At 60.5% G+C, this 19987-nt stretch carries 22 protein-coding genes; 19 read left to right on the top strand and 3 right to left on the bottom strand.

Features of this window, described 5'->3' with window-relative positions; genetic code table 11:
• Positions 1-16 precede the first annotated feature (16 nt).
• Positions 17-637, bottom strand: a complete 621-nt coding sequence (locus tag BLW50_RS07240) for a pentapeptide repeat-containing protein (RefSeq protein WP_170850032.1) — start codon at positions 635-637, stop codon at positions 17-19.
• An 80-nt stretch (positions 638-717) separates the two neighbouring features.
• Between BLW50_RS07240 and BLW50_RS30630 the strand changes: the two genes are divergently transcribed.
• The 15 genes from BLW50_RS30630 (at position 718) to BLW50_RS07165 (ending at position 15327) form a co-directional block, all read left to right on the top strand.
• The gene (locus BLW50_RS30630; protein ID WP_090699597.1) at positions 718-1026 is read left to right on the top strand and encodes a recombinase-like helix-turn-helix domain-containing protein; all 309 of its coding nucleotides are present in this window, start codon (positions 718-720) and stop codon (positions 1024-1026) included.
• Complete coding sequence (locus BLW50_RS07230; protein WP_090699594.1) at positions 1026-2090, top strand: aromatic ring-hydroxylating oxygenase subunit alpha; 1065 nt, start codon at positions 1026-1028, stop codon at positions 2088-2090. The genes BLW50_RS30630 and BLW50_RS07230 overlap by 1 nt, the downstream gene beginning before the upstream one ends.
• Positions 2091-2096: 6 nt before the next feature.
• On the top strand, positions 2097-2840 hold the full coding sequence (locus BLW50_RS07225) for an SDR family oxidoreductase (protein WP_090699592.1): 744 nt from the start codon (positions 2097-2099) through the stop codon (positions 2838-2840).
• 34 nt (positions 2841-2874) lie between these two features.
• Positions 2875-4641, top strand: coding sequence for a thiamine pyrophosphate-binding protein (locus BLW50_RS07220; RefSeq protein ID WP_090699589.1), 1767 nt, complete (start codon positions 2875-2877; stop codon positions 4639-4641).
• Positions 4642-4770: 129 nt separating this feature from the next.
• A complete protein-coding gene (locus tag BLW50_RS07215; RefSeq protein ID WP_090699587.1) occupies positions 4771-6240 on the top strand; it encodes an NAD-dependent succinate-semialdehyde dehydrogenase in 1470 nt (489 codons plus the stop codon).
• A gap of 44 nt (positions 6241-6284) precedes the next feature.
• Complete coding sequence (locus BLW50_RS07210) at positions 6285-6974, top strand: GntR family transcriptional regulator (RefSeq protein ID WP_170850031.1); 690 nt, start codon at positions 6285-6287, stop codon at positions 6972-6974.
• Positions 6975-6976: 2 nt separating this feature from the next.
• Entirely contained in the window at positions 6977-8029 is a 1053-nt protein-coding gene (locus BLW50_RS07205; protein WP_090699579.1) for a dihydrodipicolinate synthase family protein, read from the top strand.
• Between the two features lie 2 nt (positions 8030-8031).
• Entirely contained in the window at positions 8032-9003 is a 972-nt protein-coding gene (locus BLW50_RS07200; protein WP_090699576.1) for an ornithine cyclodeaminase family protein, read from the top strand.
• A gap of 25 nt (positions 9004-9028) precedes the next feature.
• On the top strand, positions 9029-9277 hold the full coding sequence (locus BLW50_RS07195) for a hypothetical protein (protein WP_090699574.1): 249 nt from the start codon (positions 9029-9031) through the stop codon (positions 9275-9277).
• Positions 9278-9281: 4 nt separating this feature from the next.
• Complete coding sequence (locus BLW50_RS07190; protein WP_090699571.1) at positions 9282-10103, top strand: DODA-type extradiol aromatic ring-opening family dioxygenase; 822 nt, start codon at positions 9282-9284, stop codon at positions 10101-10103.
• A gap of 239 nt (positions 10104-10342) precedes the next feature.
• Entirely contained in the window at positions 10343-11635 is a 1293-nt protein-coding gene (locus BLW50_RS07185) for an MFS transporter (RefSeq protein WP_090699568.1), read from the top strand.
• 110 nt (positions 11636-11745) lie between these two features.
• The gene (locus BLW50_RS07180; protein WP_090699565.1) at positions 11746-12588 is read left to right on the top strand and encodes an ABC transporter ATP-binding protein; all 843 of its coding nucleotides are present in this window, start codon (positions 11746-11748) and stop codon (positions 12586-12588) included.
• Positions 12585-13328 (top strand): ABC transporter permease, encoded by a 744-nt coding sequence (locus tag BLW50_RS07175; RefSeq protein ID WP_090699563.1) that lies wholly within the window; start codon positions 12585-12587, stop codon positions 13326-13328. The genes BLW50_RS07180 and BLW50_RS07175 overlap by 4 nt, the downstream gene beginning before the upstream one ends.
• Entirely contained in the window at positions 13325-14149 is an 825-nt protein-coding gene (locus BLW50_RS07170; protein WP_090699560.1) for an ABC transporter permease, read from the top strand. The genes BLW50_RS07175 and BLW50_RS07170 overlap by 4 nt, the downstream gene beginning before the upstream one ends.
• A 167-nt stretch (positions 14150-14316) precedes the next feature.
• A complete protein-coding gene (locus tag BLW50_RS07165) occupies positions 14317-15327 on the top strand; it encodes an ABC transporter substrate-binding protein (RefSeq protein WP_090699556.1) in 1011 nt (336 codons plus the stop codon).
• A gap of 22 nt (positions 15328-15349) precedes the next feature.
• Here BLW50_RS07165 and BLW50_RS07160 read toward each other — a convergent pair whose 3' ends face one another.
• Positions 15350-16081, bottom strand: a complete 732-nt coding sequence (locus BLW50_RS07160) for an SDR family NAD(P)-dependent oxidoreductase (protein WP_170850030.1) — start codon at positions 16079-16081, stop codon at positions 15350-15352.
• 92 nt (positions 16082-16173) lie between these two features.
• Between BLW50_RS07160 and BLW50_RS07155 the strand changes: the two genes are divergently transcribed.
• The 4 genes from BLW50_RS07155 to BLW50_RS07140 are packed head-to-tail and all read left to right on the top strand — an operon-like array spanning position 16174 to position 19047.
• A complete protein-coding gene (locus BLW50_RS07155; protein WP_090699550.1) occupies positions 16174-17454 on the top strand; it encodes an aromatic ring-hydroxylating oxygenase subunit alpha in 1281 nt (426 codons plus the stop codon).
• Positions 17451-17918: an aromatic-ring-hydroxylating dioxygenase subunit beta gene (locus BLW50_RS07150; protein ID WP_090699546.1), complete on the top strand. Its 468-nt coding sequence runs from the start codon at positions 17451-17453 to the stop codon at positions 17916-17918. The genes BLW50_RS07155 and BLW50_RS07150 overlap by 4 nt, the downstream gene beginning before the upstream one ends.
• A gap of 10 nt (positions 17919-17928) precedes the next feature.
• Entirely contained in the window at positions 17929-18165 is a 237-nt protein-coding gene (locus tag BLW50_RS07145) for a ferredoxin (protein ID WP_090699542.1), read from the top strand.
• Positions 18166-18183: 18 nt separating this feature from the next.
• Positions 18184-19047, top strand: a complete 864-nt coding sequence (locus BLW50_RS07140; protein WP_090699539.1) for a polysaccharide deacetylase family protein — start codon at positions 18184-18186, stop codon at positions 19045-19047.
• Between the two features lie 115 nt (positions 19048-19162).
• Here the strand turns inward: BLW50_RS07140 and BLW50_RS07135 are convergent, their stop codons facing one another.
• Positions 19163-19957, bottom strand: coding sequence for a D-glutamate cyclase family protein (locus BLW50_RS07135; RefSeq protein WP_170850029.1), 795 nt, complete (start codon positions 19955-19957; stop codon positions 19163-19165).
• Between the last annotated feature and the right edge of the window lie 30 nt (positions 19958-19987).

Here is a 19987-nt window from a genome sequence, read left to right as displayed (position 1 = left end):
CAGATGCGACCGGGTATCAAGCCCGTAAATCGCCCAGAAGGATCGGTTGCTTCAAAGCACTGAGTGGCAGGCGGGTGTAACCAGTGCGATAGGTCGCCGCGCGCGTATAGGTGCGGCCGTGGATAGCGAAGCCAGTCATGTCGAGGCTGTTGAAATGCGTTTGATCGAACCAGGCGCCGCCATAACTCTCGGCAGTGCGAAAGCTCGTCGTGCCTTGCAGGTTCGCACTGGCAAACGACGAGCCGGCATAGAACAGGCAACGATCAAACGACGCGCCCTGTTGGAACAGCGCCCGATCGAAGATGGCGCCCCCTGAAAAAGCCGTCGCCGAGAAATAGGCCTCGCGTTCGAATCGCGCACTGTCGAAGCGTGCGTCGAGATGGAATTCCGCGAAAGAAAAATCCGTCTGCGCCAAAAAATGTGTGCGGTCGAACCAGGCAATGCCTGTGAATAGCGCGCCGCGAAAATTCACCGGCGCGGTGAAGGTCACGTCGCGAAAATCCAGATGGCCGAGGCGCAGCCCCGCGAAATCCAAAGGAAAATCGATCGTTTTCGAGGGCGGGGAAAACGGTTCGGCGAACGGTTCCAAGTGATCCCGCGCCTGGTCGATCGCCGCCTGAATATCCGCTGCTTGCACTGAAAGCTCCTTGACAGCATCCAGCTTATCGGAGTTAAGATTGTCTGACAATATAAAAGGCCGAACTAGAGAGGCGCTCGATGAATGACCCGGATTTGCATCGCAGGCTCGGCGCACAGGCGCTTCGACGCGAGCTGACGGATGCGGAGCAAGCCTTGGCGGCTGGCCTGGAAGCGATCTACGCCGCAGGCATCCATGATTTCGAAAAGGTGACTGCGGAATTGAACGCCCGCGCCATCGCACGGCCTTCCGGAGCCAGGGAGCCGTGGAGCGTCGCGGCCTTGCAGAGCGAGTTGGCGGCGATCAACGCATCGCTGGATGAGGCCTATGCCGCCGCCCCGGCGATCTCACCATACGGCAGGGTCGCCCCATTCATGGGAGAACGGTAATGGACCAGACGCAGGCAGATCGGCAAGCGGATCGGCAAGCAGACCGGATCGAGGAACGTATCCACCAAGGACTTTTGGGCTATTGGTACGTGGTCGCCAAATCGGCCGATATTAAAACGCAAAAGCCGACATCGGTGCGCGCGCTCGGCCGCGATCTAGTGTTGTGGCGTGGCGAGGACGGCAAGCTTCGCTGCCTGGAGGATTACTGTCCACATCGCGGCGCACGCCTGTCGATCGGTCGCGCCACCGGCAACACCTTGTCTTGCCGTTATCATGGCGTCACCCTCAACGGCGATGGTGTCGTCGTTCAAGTACCAGGCATGGCCGAATGTGCGCTCGAAGGCCGTCGTCCGCTCGATTCCTATGCGGTGGAAGAAGCGGCGGATGGCGTCTTCGTTTATTTTCCCAGCGAAGCGCAGCCGTCGCCGCCGCCGCTGACCTTGCCGAAGGAACTCACCGATCAAAACTATGCTCACTTTCTTTGCGTCTCGCCCTGGGAGTGCAACTACGGCTATGTGCTCGACAATCTGGTCGATCCCATGCATGGGATTTTCCTGCATTCGGACACGTTCACCCTTGGGCGGGGCACCACTCAGGACACGGTGACGATTGAGGCCAGGGAGCAGGGCTTCATCACCAAGCGTGTCGCCCAGCAAGATGTGAATTTCGATTGGTCGGAAATCGTCGTTGACGGTCCGGTGTTCCACGGTCGCGTGATTATTCCCTATCCGCCGGCTGCGGGCTCTGGCGGGCCGATGTATGTGATCAATTTCGTCACGCCGATCGACGACAACAGTTGCCGCATCTTCTTCTGGCGTATACGCGCCGCTGCCAACGAGCTGGAACGCCAGAGTTGGCGCTTCCTGTTCCGCAGCCGCTTCGAGGCACGCCATTGGTATGTGCTCGAACAGGATCGCGAAATGCTGGAGCGCATGCCGACCGACGCCCGCCGTCGCGAAATGCTCTACCAGCACGATCTCGGCGTCACCCGGCTGCGGCGAATGATCCGGCGCAAGGTCGAGGCGGAAATGCAGGCCTCCGCTGACAACCGCGCGGTGAGCTGAAACATCATGCTGAACCAGAGAATTGTTTTGATCACGGGCGCCGCGCGCGGCGTCGGCAAGGCCATAGCGCTCGCCTGCGCGCGTGCTGGCGCGCAATTGATTTTGGCTGACATTCTCACCGAGGAAGGCGAGCAGACGGCGGCCGAAATTCGCGCCACAGGCACATCCTGCCGTTTTTTGCGCGTCGATCTCGCTGATCCACAGTCGATCACCGCCATGGGGCAGAATATCGCCGCGACGGAAGAACGGCTCGATGGCCTCGTCAATAATGCTGCGATCGCCACCAATGTCGGTGGCGCGGCCTTCGAGGATATCGACATCGATCTGTGGGATCGGGTGATGCGCGTCAATATTCGCGGCACCTGGCTGGTGACGAAGGCCGCGAGCCCGCTGCTGTCAGCTGGCGCGCAGGTCGTCAATCTGGCGTCCGACACCGCACTATGGGGGCCGCCGCGTCTGCTTGCCTATGTCACCAGCAAGGGCGCCATCATTTCGATGACGCGCTCCTTGTCGCGCGAATTGGGCGCGCGACGGATCGGCGTCGTCGGTGTCGCGCCGGGCATCATGCGCAATGAAGCGACCGACTATGTGCCGGCCGAGCGCCACCAGGAATATGAGCGCGGCCGCGCCGTGCCCGGGCCGCAGATGCCCGAAGATATCACCGAGGCGATCGTCTTCCTGCTGACGCCCCATGCGCTGTGCTTCACCGGCCAGGTTCTGCCTGTCGATGCCGGATTTGTTTTTACCTGATTGTCATCAGGCCATCGAAATTGAGGGAACGTTCATGACCGCAACGATTGAAGCCACGGCACGCCGCAACGATACGGGGCGCGAGGAGCCGCAGGGGCCGCTCGCCACCAAAATTGGCTTCGGCAGTGATGTTGTGGCTGCCACCTTGCGCGATCTCGACTTGAAATACATCGCCCTCAATCCTGGCGCTTCCTATCGTGGGTTGCATGACAGCATCGTCAATTATCTGGGCAATAAAAACCCGGAAATGTTGCTCTGCCTGCACGAAGAGCATGCGGTCCACATCGCCCAGGGCTATGCCAAGGCCACCGACAAGATGATGGCCTGCGCCGTTCATTCCAACGTTGGCCTGATGCACGCGACCATGGCGATCTTCAATGCCTGGTGCGACCGCATGCCCATGGTCATTCTCGGCGCCACGGGGCCGCTCGATGCGATGCGGCGCAGGCCTTGGATCGACTGGATCCATACGACGCGCGACCAAGCTGCGATGATCCGCCAGTATGTGAAATTCGACGACATCCCCGGTTCGCCTGGCGCGGCGCGCGAAGCGCTGGTGCGGGCGAAATGGATTGCAGAAACAGCGCCGAAGGGGCCGGTCTACATCAATCTCGACGTCAATCTGCAAGAGGACGCTATGGCGTCCGACCTGCCGTCGATGGACGTGAAGCGCTTCTCGCCGAAGATCGCGCCAGGAGCGACGCCGCAGGAGATCGGCGAGATCGCTGAACTGGTGGCGGCCGCGCGCAACATCCTCATCATCTACGGCCGCTTCTCCCGTTCGGAGCAGGGCTGGGCTGATCGTGTCGCCCTTGCGGAAAAGCTCAACGCCAAAGTGCTGACTGATCTGAAACTTGGCGCCACTTTCCCAACGGAGCACGGGCTCCATGTGGCCGCGCCCAGCGTCGGCCCCAATAAGGCGGCGGATGCGGCCATTAACGCCGCTGATCTGATCCTGGCTTTTGACGCGGTCGATCTCGGCGGCATGTTCAAATATGCCTGCCCAGCGGGCGCGCCAGCCGCCAAGGTCGTTCATGTTTCCATGGATCATCGCATCCACAACGGCTGGTCCATGGATCACCAGGGCCTGCCAGCCGTCGATCTGATGGTCTCCGCCGATGTCGATCAGGTGGTGCCGGCGCTGCTGGCTGCGGTGGAGAAGAAACCAGCAATTGGGTCGCCGCGCCCACGCTCGGAACCTTTCGAGCTTGGCGAGGCTGATACTATGCCGCGCCAGCGCGATGCGGCCTTGGCCCTCCGTGCCGCGCTTGGCGATCGTCCCGTCACGCTTGCCAGCACGACGATCGCCTGGAACGTCGCTTGGTGGCCGCTCAACCATCCGCTTGATTATCTCGGCGGGGCTGCCGGCGGTGGCATTGGTGCTGGACCAGGCATCTCGGTCGGCGCGGCTTTGGCCTTGAAGGATGATAAGCGGCTTGTCGTCGGCGTGCTCGGCGACGGCGATTTCGTCATGGGCTGCACGGCTGTCTGGACGGCGGCGCGCTATAAACTGCCGTTGCTCATCGTCGTCTTCGACAATTCCTCTTTCTATAACGACGAGATCCATCAGGAGCGGGTGGCGCAGGCGCGTTCGCGGCCGCCTGAGAATATGTGGATCGGCCAGAAGATGATCGAGCCGGCGCTCGATCTGGCCAAACTCGCCGAAGGGCAGGGCGCGCTTGGCATCGGTCCCGTCATGACGATCGGCGATCTGCCCGCTGCCTTTGCCAAGGCCATTGCCCATGTCGAAGCCGGCGGCGTCGCGGTCGTCGATGTCTCGGTCGTGCCTGGATACGAGTGAATTCTGTCTGACAATCTGTTGGTTGGGACTTGACAAAGAGACATGTCGGAATTTGAATTGTCAGACAATCTGTCGAGCAACTCATCCGACTGAGATCCATCGGCCGAAGCCGAAAACGAGGCAAGTTTGATGCAGGTTCTTGAGCGGACGCAGGAAGCTATTCCCTTTGACGGCCCGACCCAGTTGTTCATCAACGGTCGCTGGCGCGATGCGTCCGATGGCGCCTCCTTCGCGGTGGAGAATCCCGCGACCGGCGATATCCTGGCGCGCGTCGCCAGCGCCAGCCTTGAGGACGCACAGGACGCACTGAACGCCGCGGCTGCCGCAGCGCCAGCCTGGGCCGCCCGTTCACCACGCGACCGCAGCGAAGTGCTGCGCCGCGCTTTCGATCTGATCATCGCCGATAAGGAACGGCTGGCGCGATTGATCTCCTTGGAAAATGGCAAGGCCCTGCCGGACTCGCGCGCCGAGATCGCCTATGCGGCGGAGTTCTTCCGCTGGTATGCGGAGGAAGCTGTCCGCAACATTGGCCAGGTATCGCAGTCGCCCTCGACCGGCGCGCGCATTCTCGTGCAACATCGCCCGATCGGCATCGCCGTTTTGGTGACGCCGTGGAACTATCCGGCCGCCATGGGCACCCGCAAGATCGGCCCGGCGCTCGCCGCCGGTTGCCCGGTCATCATCAAGCCGGCGTCCGATACGCCGCTCACCATGCTGGCATTGATGCCGCTGTTGCAGCAGGCGGGCGTGCCCGACGGTCTCGTCAATGTTCTGCCGTCGCGCCGGTCCGGCCCCGTGGTCGATACGCTGCTGCATGATCCGCGCGTGCGGGTGATTTCCTTCACTGGGTCGACCGAGGTTGGACGCAAGCTTCTGCACGGCGCGGCCGACAATGTGCTGAAATCGGCCATGGAGCTCGGCGGCAATGCGCCGTTCATCGTCTGCGCCGATGCGGACGTTGATGCGGCGGTTGACGGCGCCATGCTGGCCAAGATGCGCAATCTTGGCGAAGCCTGCACGGCGGCGAACCGTTTCCTCGTCCATCGCAGCGTGCACAACGAATTCGTTCGCAAGTTCGCTGTCCGCATGGGCGCCCTGAAAGTCGGCGATCCCTTGCAGGAGGGCGTCGAGGTCGGCTCGCTCGTCAATGCCGAGACCCGCGACAAGGTGAAAGAGCTGGTTGAGGATGCGATCGCTCATGGTGGCGAGATCATCACCGGCGGTCGTGCGCTGCCGGGGCCGGGCTATTTCTTCGCGCCGACGGTGATCACTGGCATCAGCGATAAAGCGCTCTGTCTGCGCGAGGAAATCTTTGGTCCCGTCGCCGCCATTCAGACCTTTGACGACGAGGACGATGCTATCGCCCGAGCCAATGCCACCGAACATGGGCTGATCGCCTATGTCTACACACGCGACATGAAGCGTGGGCTGGCGCTCTCCGAGCGGCTTGAGTTCGGCATGATCGGCCTTTGTCGTGGCCTTGCGTCTGATCCAGCCGCGCCCTTCGGCGGCATGAAGCAGAGCGGCATCGGCCGCGAAGGCGCTCATGAAGGCCTGATGGAGTTTCTCGAGACCCAATATATCGCGGTCGAATGGTAACCGCGTTGGCAGTCGGAAGGCTGACCGGAGAGGATGGAAACGGCGTGGAGAAACCAGTGCTCACCATCAAGGTGTCTCCGCATCTGAGTCAGCGCATGACCACGGTCGACTATGTGGCGCATGCGTTGCGCGGCGCGATCCAGTCCGGCGAACTCGCCGATGGCGCCGAACTGTCGCAAGTTGGTCTCGCGCAGCATTTCGGCGTCTCGCGCGTGCCAGTGCGCGAGGCCTTGCGAGCGCTTGAAGCGGAAGGCTGGATCAAGGCGCCGACCAATCAACGCGCCTTCGTCCAGGCGCTGACGACCGCCGAGATCGAGGAAATCTTTCGCCTGCGCATTCTAATCGAGCCCGACGTGCTGCGTCGCGCCGCCCGCAATATGTCGCCGGCCTATATCGACGAACTGCTCAGCCGTTGCGATCTGATGGAAAGCCTCACCGACCACGACCTATGGCTGGAAGCCAATCGCGAATTCCACGCAGCGCTGCTCAGCCCTTCGGCAGCCGACATCAGCCTGCGCTTGCTCGCCTCGCACTCGGCACAGGTCCAGCGCTACATGCGGCTCAATCACACCAAGTCCGACCGGCACCTTCAGGCGGGCCGGGAACATCGCCAGATCGTCGAAGCCGTGCGGCGCGACGATCTCGATACCGCCTGCACCATTCTTTCCACCCATATCGAGCGAAGCCGGGACGGGGTTCTCTCGATCGTCAAAACACGCACAGAAGGAAAATAGCCATGGCTCTGCCGTATACCCGTAAAGAAGTGAAAGAGCGCGTTCGCGCCACCTGGAAGGGCGCCTGCAATGTCACATTGCCGTCCTTCACCAGCCAGTTCGATGCCTTGAACGAAAAGGCGATCGAGCACGACGTTCGCCTCGGCGCCAAAATGGGGTTCTGGGGAACTCTGATCGCCCAGGAGAGCGGCACCACGTTCCGCGAATATCTGCAGTTCATGGACATCGCGGCCGCTGCCGCGCCGAAGGGCTTCAATCTCATCACCCATCTGAGCTTTGATACGGTGGACGAGATGATCGAGGCCGCCAAGACAGCAGAGACGCTTGGCTACGAAGGTGCACTTCTGTCCTATCCGCCGTCGTTCCGGCCGAAGTCCGCCGCTGACATCGTTGCCTTCACCAAGGCGATCGCGGATGCGACCGATCTGGCGCTGATCCTGTTCGACGTGCCGACCTGGGGTTTCAAGCCGCTACATCCCAGCGCCTTCCCGCCGGAAGCCATGGCCGCATGCGCCCGTCTGCCGACGGCAGCGAGCGTCAAATACGAGGCCAATCCGCCGGGCATGATTTCCGGTCTGGCCGATCTGCGCCGCCTCTGCGGCAATGATGCGATCATTCAATGCCCGCTGGAACATTATGCGCCGGGCTTGGTCGATTGGTATGGCATGCCCTTCATGGGCACCAGCGCCTATGACTCGTTTGGCGATCGCGTGCCGCGCTGGTTCAAGCTGCTGCACGAAGGCAAGTGGGACGAGGCGATGCAGCTCTACTGGAGCTATCAGCCGGCGCGCGAGGCCAAGGGCGCCTTCCACGCCACCTTCGGCGGCGCCAATCTGATCCACCGCAACGGCTGGAAATATGTGTCCTGGCTGCATGGCTATAGCGGTGGCCTGCTGCGCATGCCGCAGATGCGGCTTAACCCGAACCAGATGCGCGGCCTGCGCGCCGGTCTGCAGGCATCGAATTTCGACCTACCGGCGAGCGATGATGGCTTCTACCCGGGTCTGTTTCCGGTGGAGCGCGATCCTTCCCTGGCGCGCCGCGCGGCGGAGTGACCATGACGCTGCTTTTGAGACATGAAGACGTCAAACGCGTCATCACCATGGCGGATGCAATATCCGCCATGGAGACGGGTTTCGATGAAGAGGGTAAGGGCAACGCCAATCTGCCGAGCCGGATCAATATTAAATCCGGCAAGGGCTGGTTACGCGTCGGGCCCGTGGTCATGGAGAACATGGGCTTCGCCGGGTTCAAGGCGATGAACCTGGTGCAAGGGCAGGGCCTGCGCTATCAGGTGCATCTCTACTCGGTGGAAACCGGCGCCGTGCTGGCCATCATGGATGCCCAGCATCTCACCACTTTGCGCACCGGCGCCACCAGCGCCGTTGCCACCCGCCGCCTGGCGCGGCCAGGTCCCGGCATCGTCGCTCTACTTGGATCGGGTGTCGAAGCCCGCGCCCAGCTCGAGGCCATGCAGGTGGATGGCTGGGTGAAGTCCGCCCGTGTCTTCAGCCCGACTGTGGCCAATCGCGAAAAACTGGCCGAAGATTTTCGGTGCCACTACGGCATGACGATCGAGACCTGCGGCAGTGCCGAGGAAGCGGTCGCCGACGCCGATACGATTGTCGCGGCGGTTAAATCTAGCCAACCGGTTCTGCTCGGCCAATGGTTGAAGCCCGGCATGCATGTCAACTCAGTGGGCACGGCGCGGCGCGATCAGCACGAGATCGACGAGGAGGTCTTTACCAGGAGCGCTCGTATCGTCGTCGACACTCGTCATGGCGTCTTTGAAGAAGCTGGCGATGCCTATGCCGTGCGCGACATGGTGAAGCCGGATTCGGTGAACGAGTTGGCCGAACTCGTCGTTGGCAAGGCGCAGGGTCGCAAGAACGATCAGGAGATCACCCTGTTCAAGTCTGTCGGTACTGGCATTCAAGACATCACGCTGGCCGCGGTGATCTATGCCAAGGCCAAGGAAATGGGTGTCGGCACCGATCTCGGTGACTTCCCCTATCTGAAGAAGAACTGATGCGGTTGCGTTGCGGAGGGACGAGATGAGCGCCTATGCATTGAACAAGATGCTGCGCGAGATCAATCAGAACCCCGCAACGCGGCAGGGCTATTTCGAGCGGCCGGAAACGATCGCCGAACGTTTTGTTCTGTCTGAAGAAGAACGTGGGGCCTTTCTAACCCAGGACATCGGCGCGCTCTATCGGCTCGGTGTGCACGGGTTGATCCTGCGTCCCTTCACCTTGTTGAAGCAAATGCCCGAAGCCGATTATCTGCGGGCCATTCGGGAGTAGCACTATGCCGATCGTTTATGCCTGCGCCGTGTCGCATGCACCGGGGATCACCGCCTGGCGCGATGCCGCGCCACCGGCACAGCTGCAATCCGTCACCGACGGATTCGCGCAGTTGCGGGCTTCCTTCATGGCCGCGAAGCCCGAACGCATGCTGGTTCTGACTTCGGAACATTGGGCCAATTTCTTTCTCGACCATGTCGGCGCTTACTGCCTCGGCCGGGCTGACGCCTATGAAGGGCCAGTGGAGCCTTGGTTGAAGCTGGCGAAAAGCCAGGTTCCCGGCGACCCGGTGCTGGCGACACGCTTGCTCGAACATGCCTATGCCCATGGGTTTGAACTCAACCACGCTCATGAATTGCGTTTCGATCATGGCACGATGGTGCCGCTGAACTTCCTCACGCCCGATTTCGACGTGCCTCTGGTACCGATCATCTTCAACACGTTGGCGCCACCGCGCGCCAGCGCCAAACGTTGTTTTGAGTTGGGGCAAGTGCTGCGCGCCAGCCTTGAAAAAAGTCCGCAACGCATCGCTGTCGTCGCCACTGGTGGCATGTCGCATGACCCCGGCGAGCGCAATCACGGTTTCATCGACGAAGCTTTCGATCATCGTTTCTTGGCGCAGATGTCGGCTGGCGATGGCGCGACACTATCGGCCTATTCCGACCAGCAATTGATGGCGGCAGGCGCCGGCGCGACCGAGCTGCTGTCGTGGATATGTCTGGCCGGCGTTATGAATGCGCGCCCCGCGACGACCATTACCTATGAGCCGGTCACCGCCTGGGCGACCGGCATCGGTCTTATCGAATATCCGCCACTCCCTGTGTAACGGAAACATCTTTATGATGCTTCTCTGGCGACCGCCTCTTTGGCGGTCGCTTTTTTTTTTGTCGCCGCAAAGCTGGGCAGAAGCCTGCATCGCATTTGATCGATATTGTCAGACAATTAAATTGACAAGCTCGCTTTCCTAAGATTGTCTAACAATCGTAGACACTGAATTCATCCTGCAATGGCGCGCGTCGTAACAACGCGTCACCGGGATGTCGCTGCGAGCGCAGGGAGGCTTTCATGACAACTCTCGAAAATACGACCGTCCGCAAAGTGATGTGGCGTTTGCTGCCGGTCTCGATGTTGATGTTCTTCTTCAGCCTGCTCGATCGTACCAACATCAGTTTCGCCGCGCTCGATATGAACAGAGATCTAATGTTGTCGCCGAGCCAATATGGAACGGCCGCCGGCATCTTCTTCATCGGCTATCTGGCTTTCGAAATCCCCAGCAACTTCATGCTCGAACGCTTCGGCGCGCGCCTGTGGCTGACGCGGATCATGGTCACCTGGGGATTGGTGGTCGCCGCCATGGTCTTCGTGCAAGGGGCGACGTCGCTCTATGTGCTGCGCTTTCTGCTCGGTGTAGCCGAGGCGGGGCTTCTGCCCGGCCTTCTGCTCTATCTCGGTCAATGGCTGCCAGCGCGCCAACGCGGCAAGGCTTACGCGACGCTGCTGATGACGACGGCGATTGCCTATGCGGTCGGCGCTCCCCTGACCACGACGATGATGCAGATCAGCCTCGGTGACCTGAAAGGCTGGCAAGCCATGTTCCTGATCCAAGGCTTGGTGACGGTCGTTTTCGGCGCCCTGTGCTATTTCCTGCTGCCCAACCGCATCGCCGACAGCTCCTGGCTCGATGATACCCAGAAACGGGCGCTTGCGGCGACCTTGGCGCAGGAAGAGCAAGAGAAGAGAACCGAGGGCGCCACCTCGATGATGGCCGGTTTCTTCGATCCGCGCGTTCTCATGGCGGCTGCCACCTGTTTCTTCCTGGTCTGCTGCAATTTTGGCACCGTGCTGTGGCTGCCGCAGATCGTGAAGGGCATTTTCCCGACCTTGACCAATATCCAGATCAGCCTGCTCATCTCGCTTGCCTTCTTCATCAGCGGTCTTGGCGGGATATGGACGGGCCGCAATTCGGACCGGAGCGGCGACCGTAAATGGCATCTGGTTGTCTGCGCCTTGCTGGCCACCGTCGGCTTTGCCTATGCCGGTTGGGCCACCGATCCCATTCTGCGCTTCATCGGCATCTGTGTCGCCATTCTCGGCATCTGGTCGATGTTCGGCGTGTTCTGGGCCTATACGGGCGATCTGCTCGGCGGCGAAGCGGCGGTCGGCGGCTTCGCTTTCGTCAACAGTGTCGGCTCCCTTGGTGGTGTGGTCGCGCCCCTGGCCTTGGCCTATGGCCTGGAAAAGACCGGCAATGTCGGCGGTGCATTGTATGTATTGGCACTCTTCGCGCTCGTCACCGCCGCGCTTTGCCTTTGTTTGAGGCGGGTGACGCTGACGCGCGCCCAAGTTGTTGCCGCGTAAAGAAGCATCGTCACAACACATCCTCGTTTGCCTCGTTCAAATAATTGTCTTACAATTTTGAACGAGACTAAACAGATGCCTGCGTTTTCTTTGGAATGGAGCCTGGGACAATGATCGGTCTGGACGCTGAGGATAGGCCGGCGGAAACGTCGCCCGCCGATGTACAGATCCGCATCGACGGCATCACCCATCATTACCGTTCCAACGCCGGTAAGTCGGTGCTGGCGCTGAACGACGTGTCGCTCGACATCGGGCGACACGAATTCGTCTCGCTGCTCGGACCATCTGGCTGTGGCAAGTCCACTTTGCTTTATCTGCTGGGTGGTTTTCTGCCGATCGAAAGCGGACAGATCACTGTTGACGGCAAGCCGGTGACGCGGCCGGGGCCGGATCGTGGGATTGTCTTTCAGCACTTCGCTTTGTTTCCCTGGAAGACCGTGCGCCAGAACGTGCTCTACGGCCTTGAGCGGATGAATCTCAACAAAGCGGAACGTCAGGCGCGCGCCCAAGACTTCATCGAAATGGTCGGCCTCAAGGGATTTGAGGACGCCTTTCCTTCGCAATTGTCTGGCGGCATGCGCCAGCGCGCCGCCATCGCCCGCACGCTGGCGTTCGATCCCGACATCCTTTTGATGGACGAGCCGTTCGGCGCGCTGGACTCCCAGACCCGCAGCCTGATGCAGCGTGAATTGCTGTCGATCTGGAACAAACGGCGCAAAACGGTGATCTTCGTCACGCACGATGTAGCGGAAGCGGTGCTGCTGTCGCAGCGCGTCGTCGTCATTTCGGCGCGGCCGGGCAGGGTGAAGAGCATTGTCGCCACCGACTTCGACAAAGAAGACCCGGCGATCCTCAAATCGCGGCCTTTCGTCGAAAAGGTCGATCATCTGTGGAACCTGATCCGCGAGGAAGCGGTGATCGCCGACGGGATTGCTCGGGAGCAGCGCGCATGACGACCACGGCGCTGCGCTATGCGCCGCTTCTGATCCTCGTTCTCTTGTGGGAGCTTGTCGCCCGCTCCGGGTTGCTCGTAGCCGATGTGCTGCCACCCGTGTCCTCGGTGGCGAGGGCCTGGCTCGATCTGGTGCGCGAGGGCGATCTTCTCGCCAATCTGGGTCCCTCACTGTATCGCGTCGTCATCGGCCTGTTGTTGGCGATTTCCATCGGCACGGTTTTGGGTTTAGCGCTCGCGGCCTCGCGTTGGGTCGACGCCATTATCGGACCGTGGGTAGAGATCCTCTATCCTCTGCCCAAGACCGCCTTGATCCCTGTTACCGCCATCTGGCTTGGCTTCGGTGATGGTTCGAAAATACTGCTCATTTTTCTCGGCGCCATGCTGCCGGTGATCATGGGCGCCTATAATGGTGCGCGCGGTACGGAGAAAGTGCTCATCTGGTCGGCGCGCAGCATGGGCGCGTCCTGGTTCGGCGTTTTGCGCGATGTGCTGTTGCCGAGCGCCATGCCAGAAATTCTCGGCGGCATCCGCACCGCATTGGCGCTGTCCTTCATCCTGCTCGTGACCTCGGAATTGATCGCGTCGCGCAGCGGCCTTGGTTATCTCATCGGCTTTCTTGGATCAGGCGGCGTCTACAACGCCATGTTCGCCACCGTTTTCACCGTGGCTCTTCTCGGCTTTATCGCCGATCGCGGCTTTCAACTGTTCTCAGCGAGGATGCTCCGTTGGCGAGAGTGATCGAGGCCCCTGCGGGGCCGGCCTTCTTTCCGGCACGCAAAGTGACGTTTGAGCGACTGCGCCGCTTCAAATGGCCGGCGGTTCGGCTGCTGTCCGTCCTCCTGGTTCTCGGGCTTTGGGAAGTGTTCGCCCAATCGGGGCAGGTTTCGCGCTTTCTGCTGCCGACCTTCTCCTCGGTTCTGGAGCGCCTCGCCGACAATGCCATGAGCGGCATTCTGTTCGAAAACACCGCCTTCACCATCTACCGCGCTCTGGCGGGCTTCGCGATCGCGGCGGTGCTCGGTGTCGCCATTGGGCTCGGTATGCACGCCAGCCGTATCGTGCACTGGTTCCTCGATCCGATTATTTCGGTCATCTTTCCCATGCCCAAGATCGCCTTTCTGCCGATCTTCGTGCTTTGGCTCGGCGTGTTCGATGCCTCGAAGATTTTCATGGTGGTGGTCGATGCGATTTTGCCGGTGATCGCCGCCACGCTCGTAGGCATCAGGGGCGTCGATCGACAGCTCATCTGGTCGGCGCGCAATATGGGCGCGAGCGAGCGGCGGATATTATGGGATGTGATCCTACCCGCTGCCTTTCCCGCGATCATGACTGGCCTGCAAGTGGCTTTGCCGATCGCCATCGTTGTCGAAATCGCCACTGAAATGCTGACCGGCGGTCGCGGCCTTGGCGGCGCGATGCTGGAATCCTCGCGCAATGCGGATTCACCTGAAACATTCGCCGGCATCGTTGCTGTCGCGGTCGTTGGCTTCGTTCTGGTGAAGGGCGCGGCGATGCTCCGCCGTCGGCTGTTGCGCTGGCACGCCGAAGGGCAAGCGTAATCATCACGCACTTTCTCTTCGAGCCTTGCTCAAAGGGAAGCCACATCGGTGCAATTTTATGCGCTGCTAAGCTTATCTCTGCCTGTTGTGTCAGCGAGCAGGCTGTTGCGTCACGAGTCAGATTGTCTTACAATTCATGAAATCAACGATCGCGACAGGAGCGGCGAATGGCGGGATGGGTCTCGAAGATACGGGCAATCGGCGCGGTGTTTGTTTCGTTCGCACTTGTCGGAGCGGCCAGCGCTGAACCGCTCCGCATCCGCGCCGGATGGGTTGCCACACCAGGCCAATTGACGCCGATCCTCTTCAGCCAGCCCGGCCTCGCCAAACATCTTGGCAAAAGTTACGTGTTGGAAGCGGTGCGTTATCCCGGCAGTTCGGTGGCTTTGACCGCCTTGGCCGCGGGTGAGCTGGAATTGGCGAACCTGACTTTCACCCAGGTGCCGGCTGCAGTTCTCAATGGCGGCATGACCGATCTGCGCGTCGTCATCGATGAATTCCGCGACGGCGTCGATGACTACAACAGCAATCTCTTCTCGGTGCGCAAAGACAGCAATATCCAGAAGATCGAAGATCTGAAGGGGAAAGTGATTGCCGTGCCGGCGGTGGGCTCCGGCAGCGATATCTTCATGCGGGTCATGCTGCGTAAGCACGGGCTGGAAGCGCAGCGTGACTATGTGGTCGTCGAGAACGAATATCCAATGATGAAAGCCATGCTGTTGAGCAAGAAGGCCGACCTCATCATGGCGGTGAAACCGTTCTCCGAGGACCCAGAGCTGAAAGAGAATTCGCGCACCCTGTTCACTCAGCGCGAAGCCGTCGGTCCGATTGATATGACCTTCCTGGCCGGCCGGGAGGCGTGGATCAAAAAGAACCGCCCAGCTCTGGTGGATTTTTTCGAGGACGTGCTGACGGCGACGCGTTGGTATCTGGATCCGGCCAATCACGAGGCCGCTGTCGAGATCGCCGCCAAGTTCAACAAGATGGATCCGAAGCGGCTAAGCTGGGCTTTCACCAAGGGTGATTTCTATCGCGACCCGAATTTGAAGCCCGACGTTGCGTCCATCCAGCGTGGTGTCGACATGCTGCACGAGTTTCGCTTCATCCGTTCCCCGCTCGACGCGTCGAAATATGTCGATCTCTCGTTGATCGAGGAGGCCGGCGCGCGCCTGAAATAGCGGCGCGAACCGGCGGGTTTGCTTACGGCGTCAACAGACCGCCGTTCACATGGATCGTCTGGCCGGTGATTTGCGCGGCGGCATCCGAGAGGAGGAACACCGCGAGATTGGCACAATCAGCCGGTGTTGGGATGGAGCCTAGAGGCATTTGAGCGCGGACCCGAGCAACCCCTTCATCGCCGCCATTCATGTCGCGGAAACGTGGCGTGTCGGTTGGGCCCGGCGCGATGCAGTTGACGCGGATATGCTGGGGCGCGGCGATCGCCGCCAGCGAACGCGACAGCGAGATCACGCCGGCCTTGGCCGCCGAATAAGCCACGCGGTCAGTGCCAGCCAGCAGCGCGTAGCCGCTGCTCGTCACCACCAGCGAACCACCGCCGGCGCGCGCCAGATAGGGCAGGGCCGTGTGGCCGACGAGATAGGCGCTGCCGAGATTGAACAGAACTTCCTTGTTCCAGCCTTCAAGCGTCGTGTCGGCGAAGGGGCCGAGGGCCGCGCCACCGATCGTGGTGAAAACCCCGTCGATAGCGCCAAGCGCTGCTTCCGCCTTGGCGAACGTGTCTTGGACACTGTCGGCGCTCTGCGCATCCGTGACATTGAAATGCGTTTTGGGAGGAAGACGATGAGGCGAAGACGCATCGATATCGCCAACAAAGATCTGCGCGCCAAGGCGCGTCAGAATGTCCGCGGCCGCAAGGCCAATTCCCATTCCGCCACCAATGATAACGATGCGGCGGCTATTCATTGTGAACATCATGTCCCCCTTAAAATTGTCTGACGATTATAGCGTCGACATCAGCGTTCGCCTATCCTTGAAATCGATGCAGATGCATTTTGGAGCTCGTCATGTGTCCATCTTCTGACTCTCTCGCCGATCGCACCGATGATCGCCCGTTCCCGCGCGAGGCTGGTGTCCACGGCAGCGTCTATCGCGATCCGCAGATCTTTCAGCGCGAGCTCGAAAACATCTGGTACAAAGTGTGGGTCTATGTCGGTCACGAAAGCGAAGTGCCCAATCGCGGCGATTATGTGCGCCGGCAGATCGGTCTGCAGCCCGTGATGATGGTGCGCGGCGAGGATGATCAGGTCCGCGTCTTCTACAACCGCTGTCGTCATCGCGGCAACATGCTGTGCCTGACGCCGAAGGGGCGCGTCGACAGGTTTGTCTGTCCCTATCATGGTTGGTCTTATGCCAATACGGGCGAAATGCTCGAGCCGACCTTCGACGAAGGCTACGACTATAATCTCAGCAAGGGCGACTTCGGTCTGACGCCATTAGCGCGTCAGGAGAGCTATCGCGGCCTCGTCTTCGCCAGCGTCGCTAGCGAAGGCCAGAGCTTGGACGAACATCTCGGAGCGGCGAAAGAGTTCATCGATCTCTTCATGAGCCTGTCGCCGCAGGGGTCGATCTCACTCAACGCCGGCGTGCAGAAAGTTGCCTATCGCGGCAATTGGAAATATATGCCGGAGAATTCCCTGGAGGGCGATTATCACGGGCCCTTCATTCACAAGATCGCCTTCGATCTGTTCGCGCGTCGCTCCGGTCTCGACGTTTCGACCCTAGCCGCCGAGGAAATTCCCGATGTGATCCGCTCGCTGCCGGGCGGCCATATGGTGGAGGATTATCGCGGGGCGCCATTCAAGCCCTCGAAGAAAGAACCGTCACCCGCGCGCGTCGCCTATACCAAAGCCATGCGAGAGCGCTACGGCGAGGAAAAGGCCGCGCAATTGCAGAGCACAATGGCGCCGCTGATCTTCGTGTTTCCAAATCTGCTTTATCTGATGACCCATATCCGCGTCGTCCAACCCATCAGTGTCGATCGCACCTCCTGTTCCTACTTTCCCGCGATGCTCGACGGCGCACCGGACGAAATCAATCAACAGCGCTTGTCAGACCATGAATTCATGTTCGGCGCCGCTGGATTTGTCTCGCCCGACGATATCGAAATCATGGAGCGCAATCAGATCGGCCTGCAAGCAAAAGGCGATGACTGGCTATTTATCGGCCGTGGCCTGCATCGCGAACGGGACATGCCCGATGGCGGCCGCTCCGGCATGACGATGGATGAGACCCATCTGCGCGGCTTCTGGAGACACTATATTTCGTTGATGGGAGAGGGGGTATGAGCCGTTCGGATATTGAGGCTTTTGTCTATCGCGAAGCCCGGCTGATGGATGATATGCGTTATGATGAATGGCTGAGGCTCTGGGACGAGCATGGCGTCTATCATGTTCCCATCGACCACAACGACACGGGGACCGGACTACACGTCGCCATCATCCGCGATGATTACACGCGCCTGGTACAGCGGCTTGACCGGTTGAAAAGCGGATCGGTGCTTGCCGTCGAGGGCCAGAAAGGCGCGATGCGCCGCATCGTCTCCAATATCGAAGTAGACACTGGTAGCGACGGGATTGAGGTGCGCTCCAATTTCATGCTGGGCATCGCGCGAACGGCGGAGCAGCAAGTCTGGATCGGTCAGAGCGTGCACAGGTTGCGCCCGGAGGGGGACGGCTTTCGCATTCTTCGCAAGACGGTTTTTCTTATCAACAGCGGGCAGGAAATTCCCCTGCTGCAATTTCTGATTTGAGGGAGATGAGATGACGATCACAGTCGAAATCAATCGCGCCAAATGCCAAGGCTACAAGCGCTGCACCCATTGGGCGCCGGAAACGTTTACGCTCGATGACGAAGGGAAAGTGGTTCTCGCGGACATTCCAAAGAACAGCGACGAGGAGCTGTTGAAGGCGGCGAAGAGCTGCCCCTATCGCGTCATCGCCGCGTTCGATGAAACCGCGACGCAGCTGTTTCCGCCGCCACGTCCGAAAGTCGCTTGAATCTCAGGACCATTGTAGATGACACATCACAACCGCTTCGATTATTCGCCGATCATTGATCGCCCTGTGCGCAAATTGCCGGGCGGCGCCCGCGTCGGTGTCTGGATCACGCCCAACATCGAGCATTTCCACTGGGGCAAGCCCGGCATGGCGATGACGCCGATGACCACGGGCCTGACGCCCGACGTCCTCAATCACGCCTGGCGCGATTATGGAGCGCGGGTTGGCATCTGGCGGATGATGGAAATCCTCGCCAAATATAAGATCAAGGCGACGGCGGCGCTCAATGCGGAAGTCTGCGACGAATATCCACGCATCGTTGAAGAGGGCAGCAAGCTTGGTTGGGAATGGGTGGCCCATGGCCCGTCCAATTCCATGCTGTTCACCGGCATGCCGGAAGAGGCGGAGCGGCCGATTATCGCCAGTGTCATCGATCGCATCGCCCAGGCAGCGGGCAAACGGCCTCGTGGCTGGCTCGGCCCGGCGCTGACCGAGACAGACCACACGCTCGATCTCCTCGCCGAACAGAAGATCGATTACGTGATGGATTGGGCCAACGACGAATTGCCCTATGAGATGCGCACCCGCGCCGGTTCGATCCTATCGCTGCCCTATACGCTTGAGGTTGGCGACATTCCGATCTTCCTGCAGCAAGGGCGCAGCGGCGGCAATTTCTACGACATCGTCGCCGATCAGTTCGACCAGCTCTATGAGGAGGGTGCGCATCGCCCGCGCTTGCTGTCGCTGGCCTTGCATCCGTTCCTGATCGGGCATCCGTTCCGCGCTCGCCATCTTGACCGGGCATTGGCACACATTGCCCGCCATGAAGGCGTCTGGATGGCGACCGGCAGCGAGATCACGGATTGGTTCCGCAGCGCTTAGCGCGCATCGGGCCTATAGCGTTTCACAGCTCGACGGCATCGTCGAGCGCCATGAAGACGCATTCAAATAGGAGGATCTAAGCGAAATCACGTTTCTACGGAAACGTGATTTTGCTCTAGGCGTCAGCGCCAAGCGGCGCTCGCGCCAGGGCCGCTATGGCGAGATCCGTGACCAGCATGCGGCTTGAAACATGGGTCACGGCGATGCGCGGCTTGGCGTTCTGGATTGCAAACTGGGTGGTGACGCCGCAGGCCCAGAACATCGGCTCTTCATCAGGCAGTAGGCTCAGCGTGCCCAGCGCCTCGAGCGGACGGGAGAGATCGATGCCGATCGTCTCCGGCGTGCCGACATGCACCGGCGCGCCGTGTAATTGCGGATAGGCTTGGCTAACCTCAACGGCCCGACGTGTGAATGAACGATGGATGGGGCGCATCGAGACAACCAGCGGCCCGCCGTAGCCGCCATATGCCTCGCTCTGAACATCGGTGACATAGATGGCGCCGCCGAAGCCACGTTCCTCATAGGCCAGGGGAATGCCCTCGGCACGTAAAGCGTCTTCAAGCGAAAATGAGCAACCGAAGGCGAAGGCCTGCCAATCGTCTTGCCAGAGCGCCTTGATGTCGGCGACTTCGCCGCGATCAACACCGTCCTCGAAAACCCGATAAGCCGGCAGATCACTGCGTATATCGATGTCCTCGCCAAGCGTCGGCAAGGCGGGATCACCTGCCACGGAGCGCGCCAAGATAGGTGTAACGGCGCGGTTGCGTTCACACCAAGCCAGAAAATCCGGCGCTTCGGACCCTGGCAGGATCACCACGTTGCATTGCACTTGACCAGGGGCCGCGCCGCGTGTGCTGCCGACCCAACGATTGTCTCGCGCCGCTTGGCGGACCGCTGCTGCCTTCGTCATATCTTTGCCTCGCATGCGGTGGCAGGACGT

The sequence above is a fragment of the Beijerinckia sp. 28-YEA-48 genome (assembly GCF_900104955.1).
Lineage (GTDB): Bacteria > Pseudomonadota > Alphaproteobacteria > Rhizobiales > Beijerinckiaceae > Terripilifer.
This window is presented reverse-complemented; position numbering and strand designations above follow the sequence as displayed.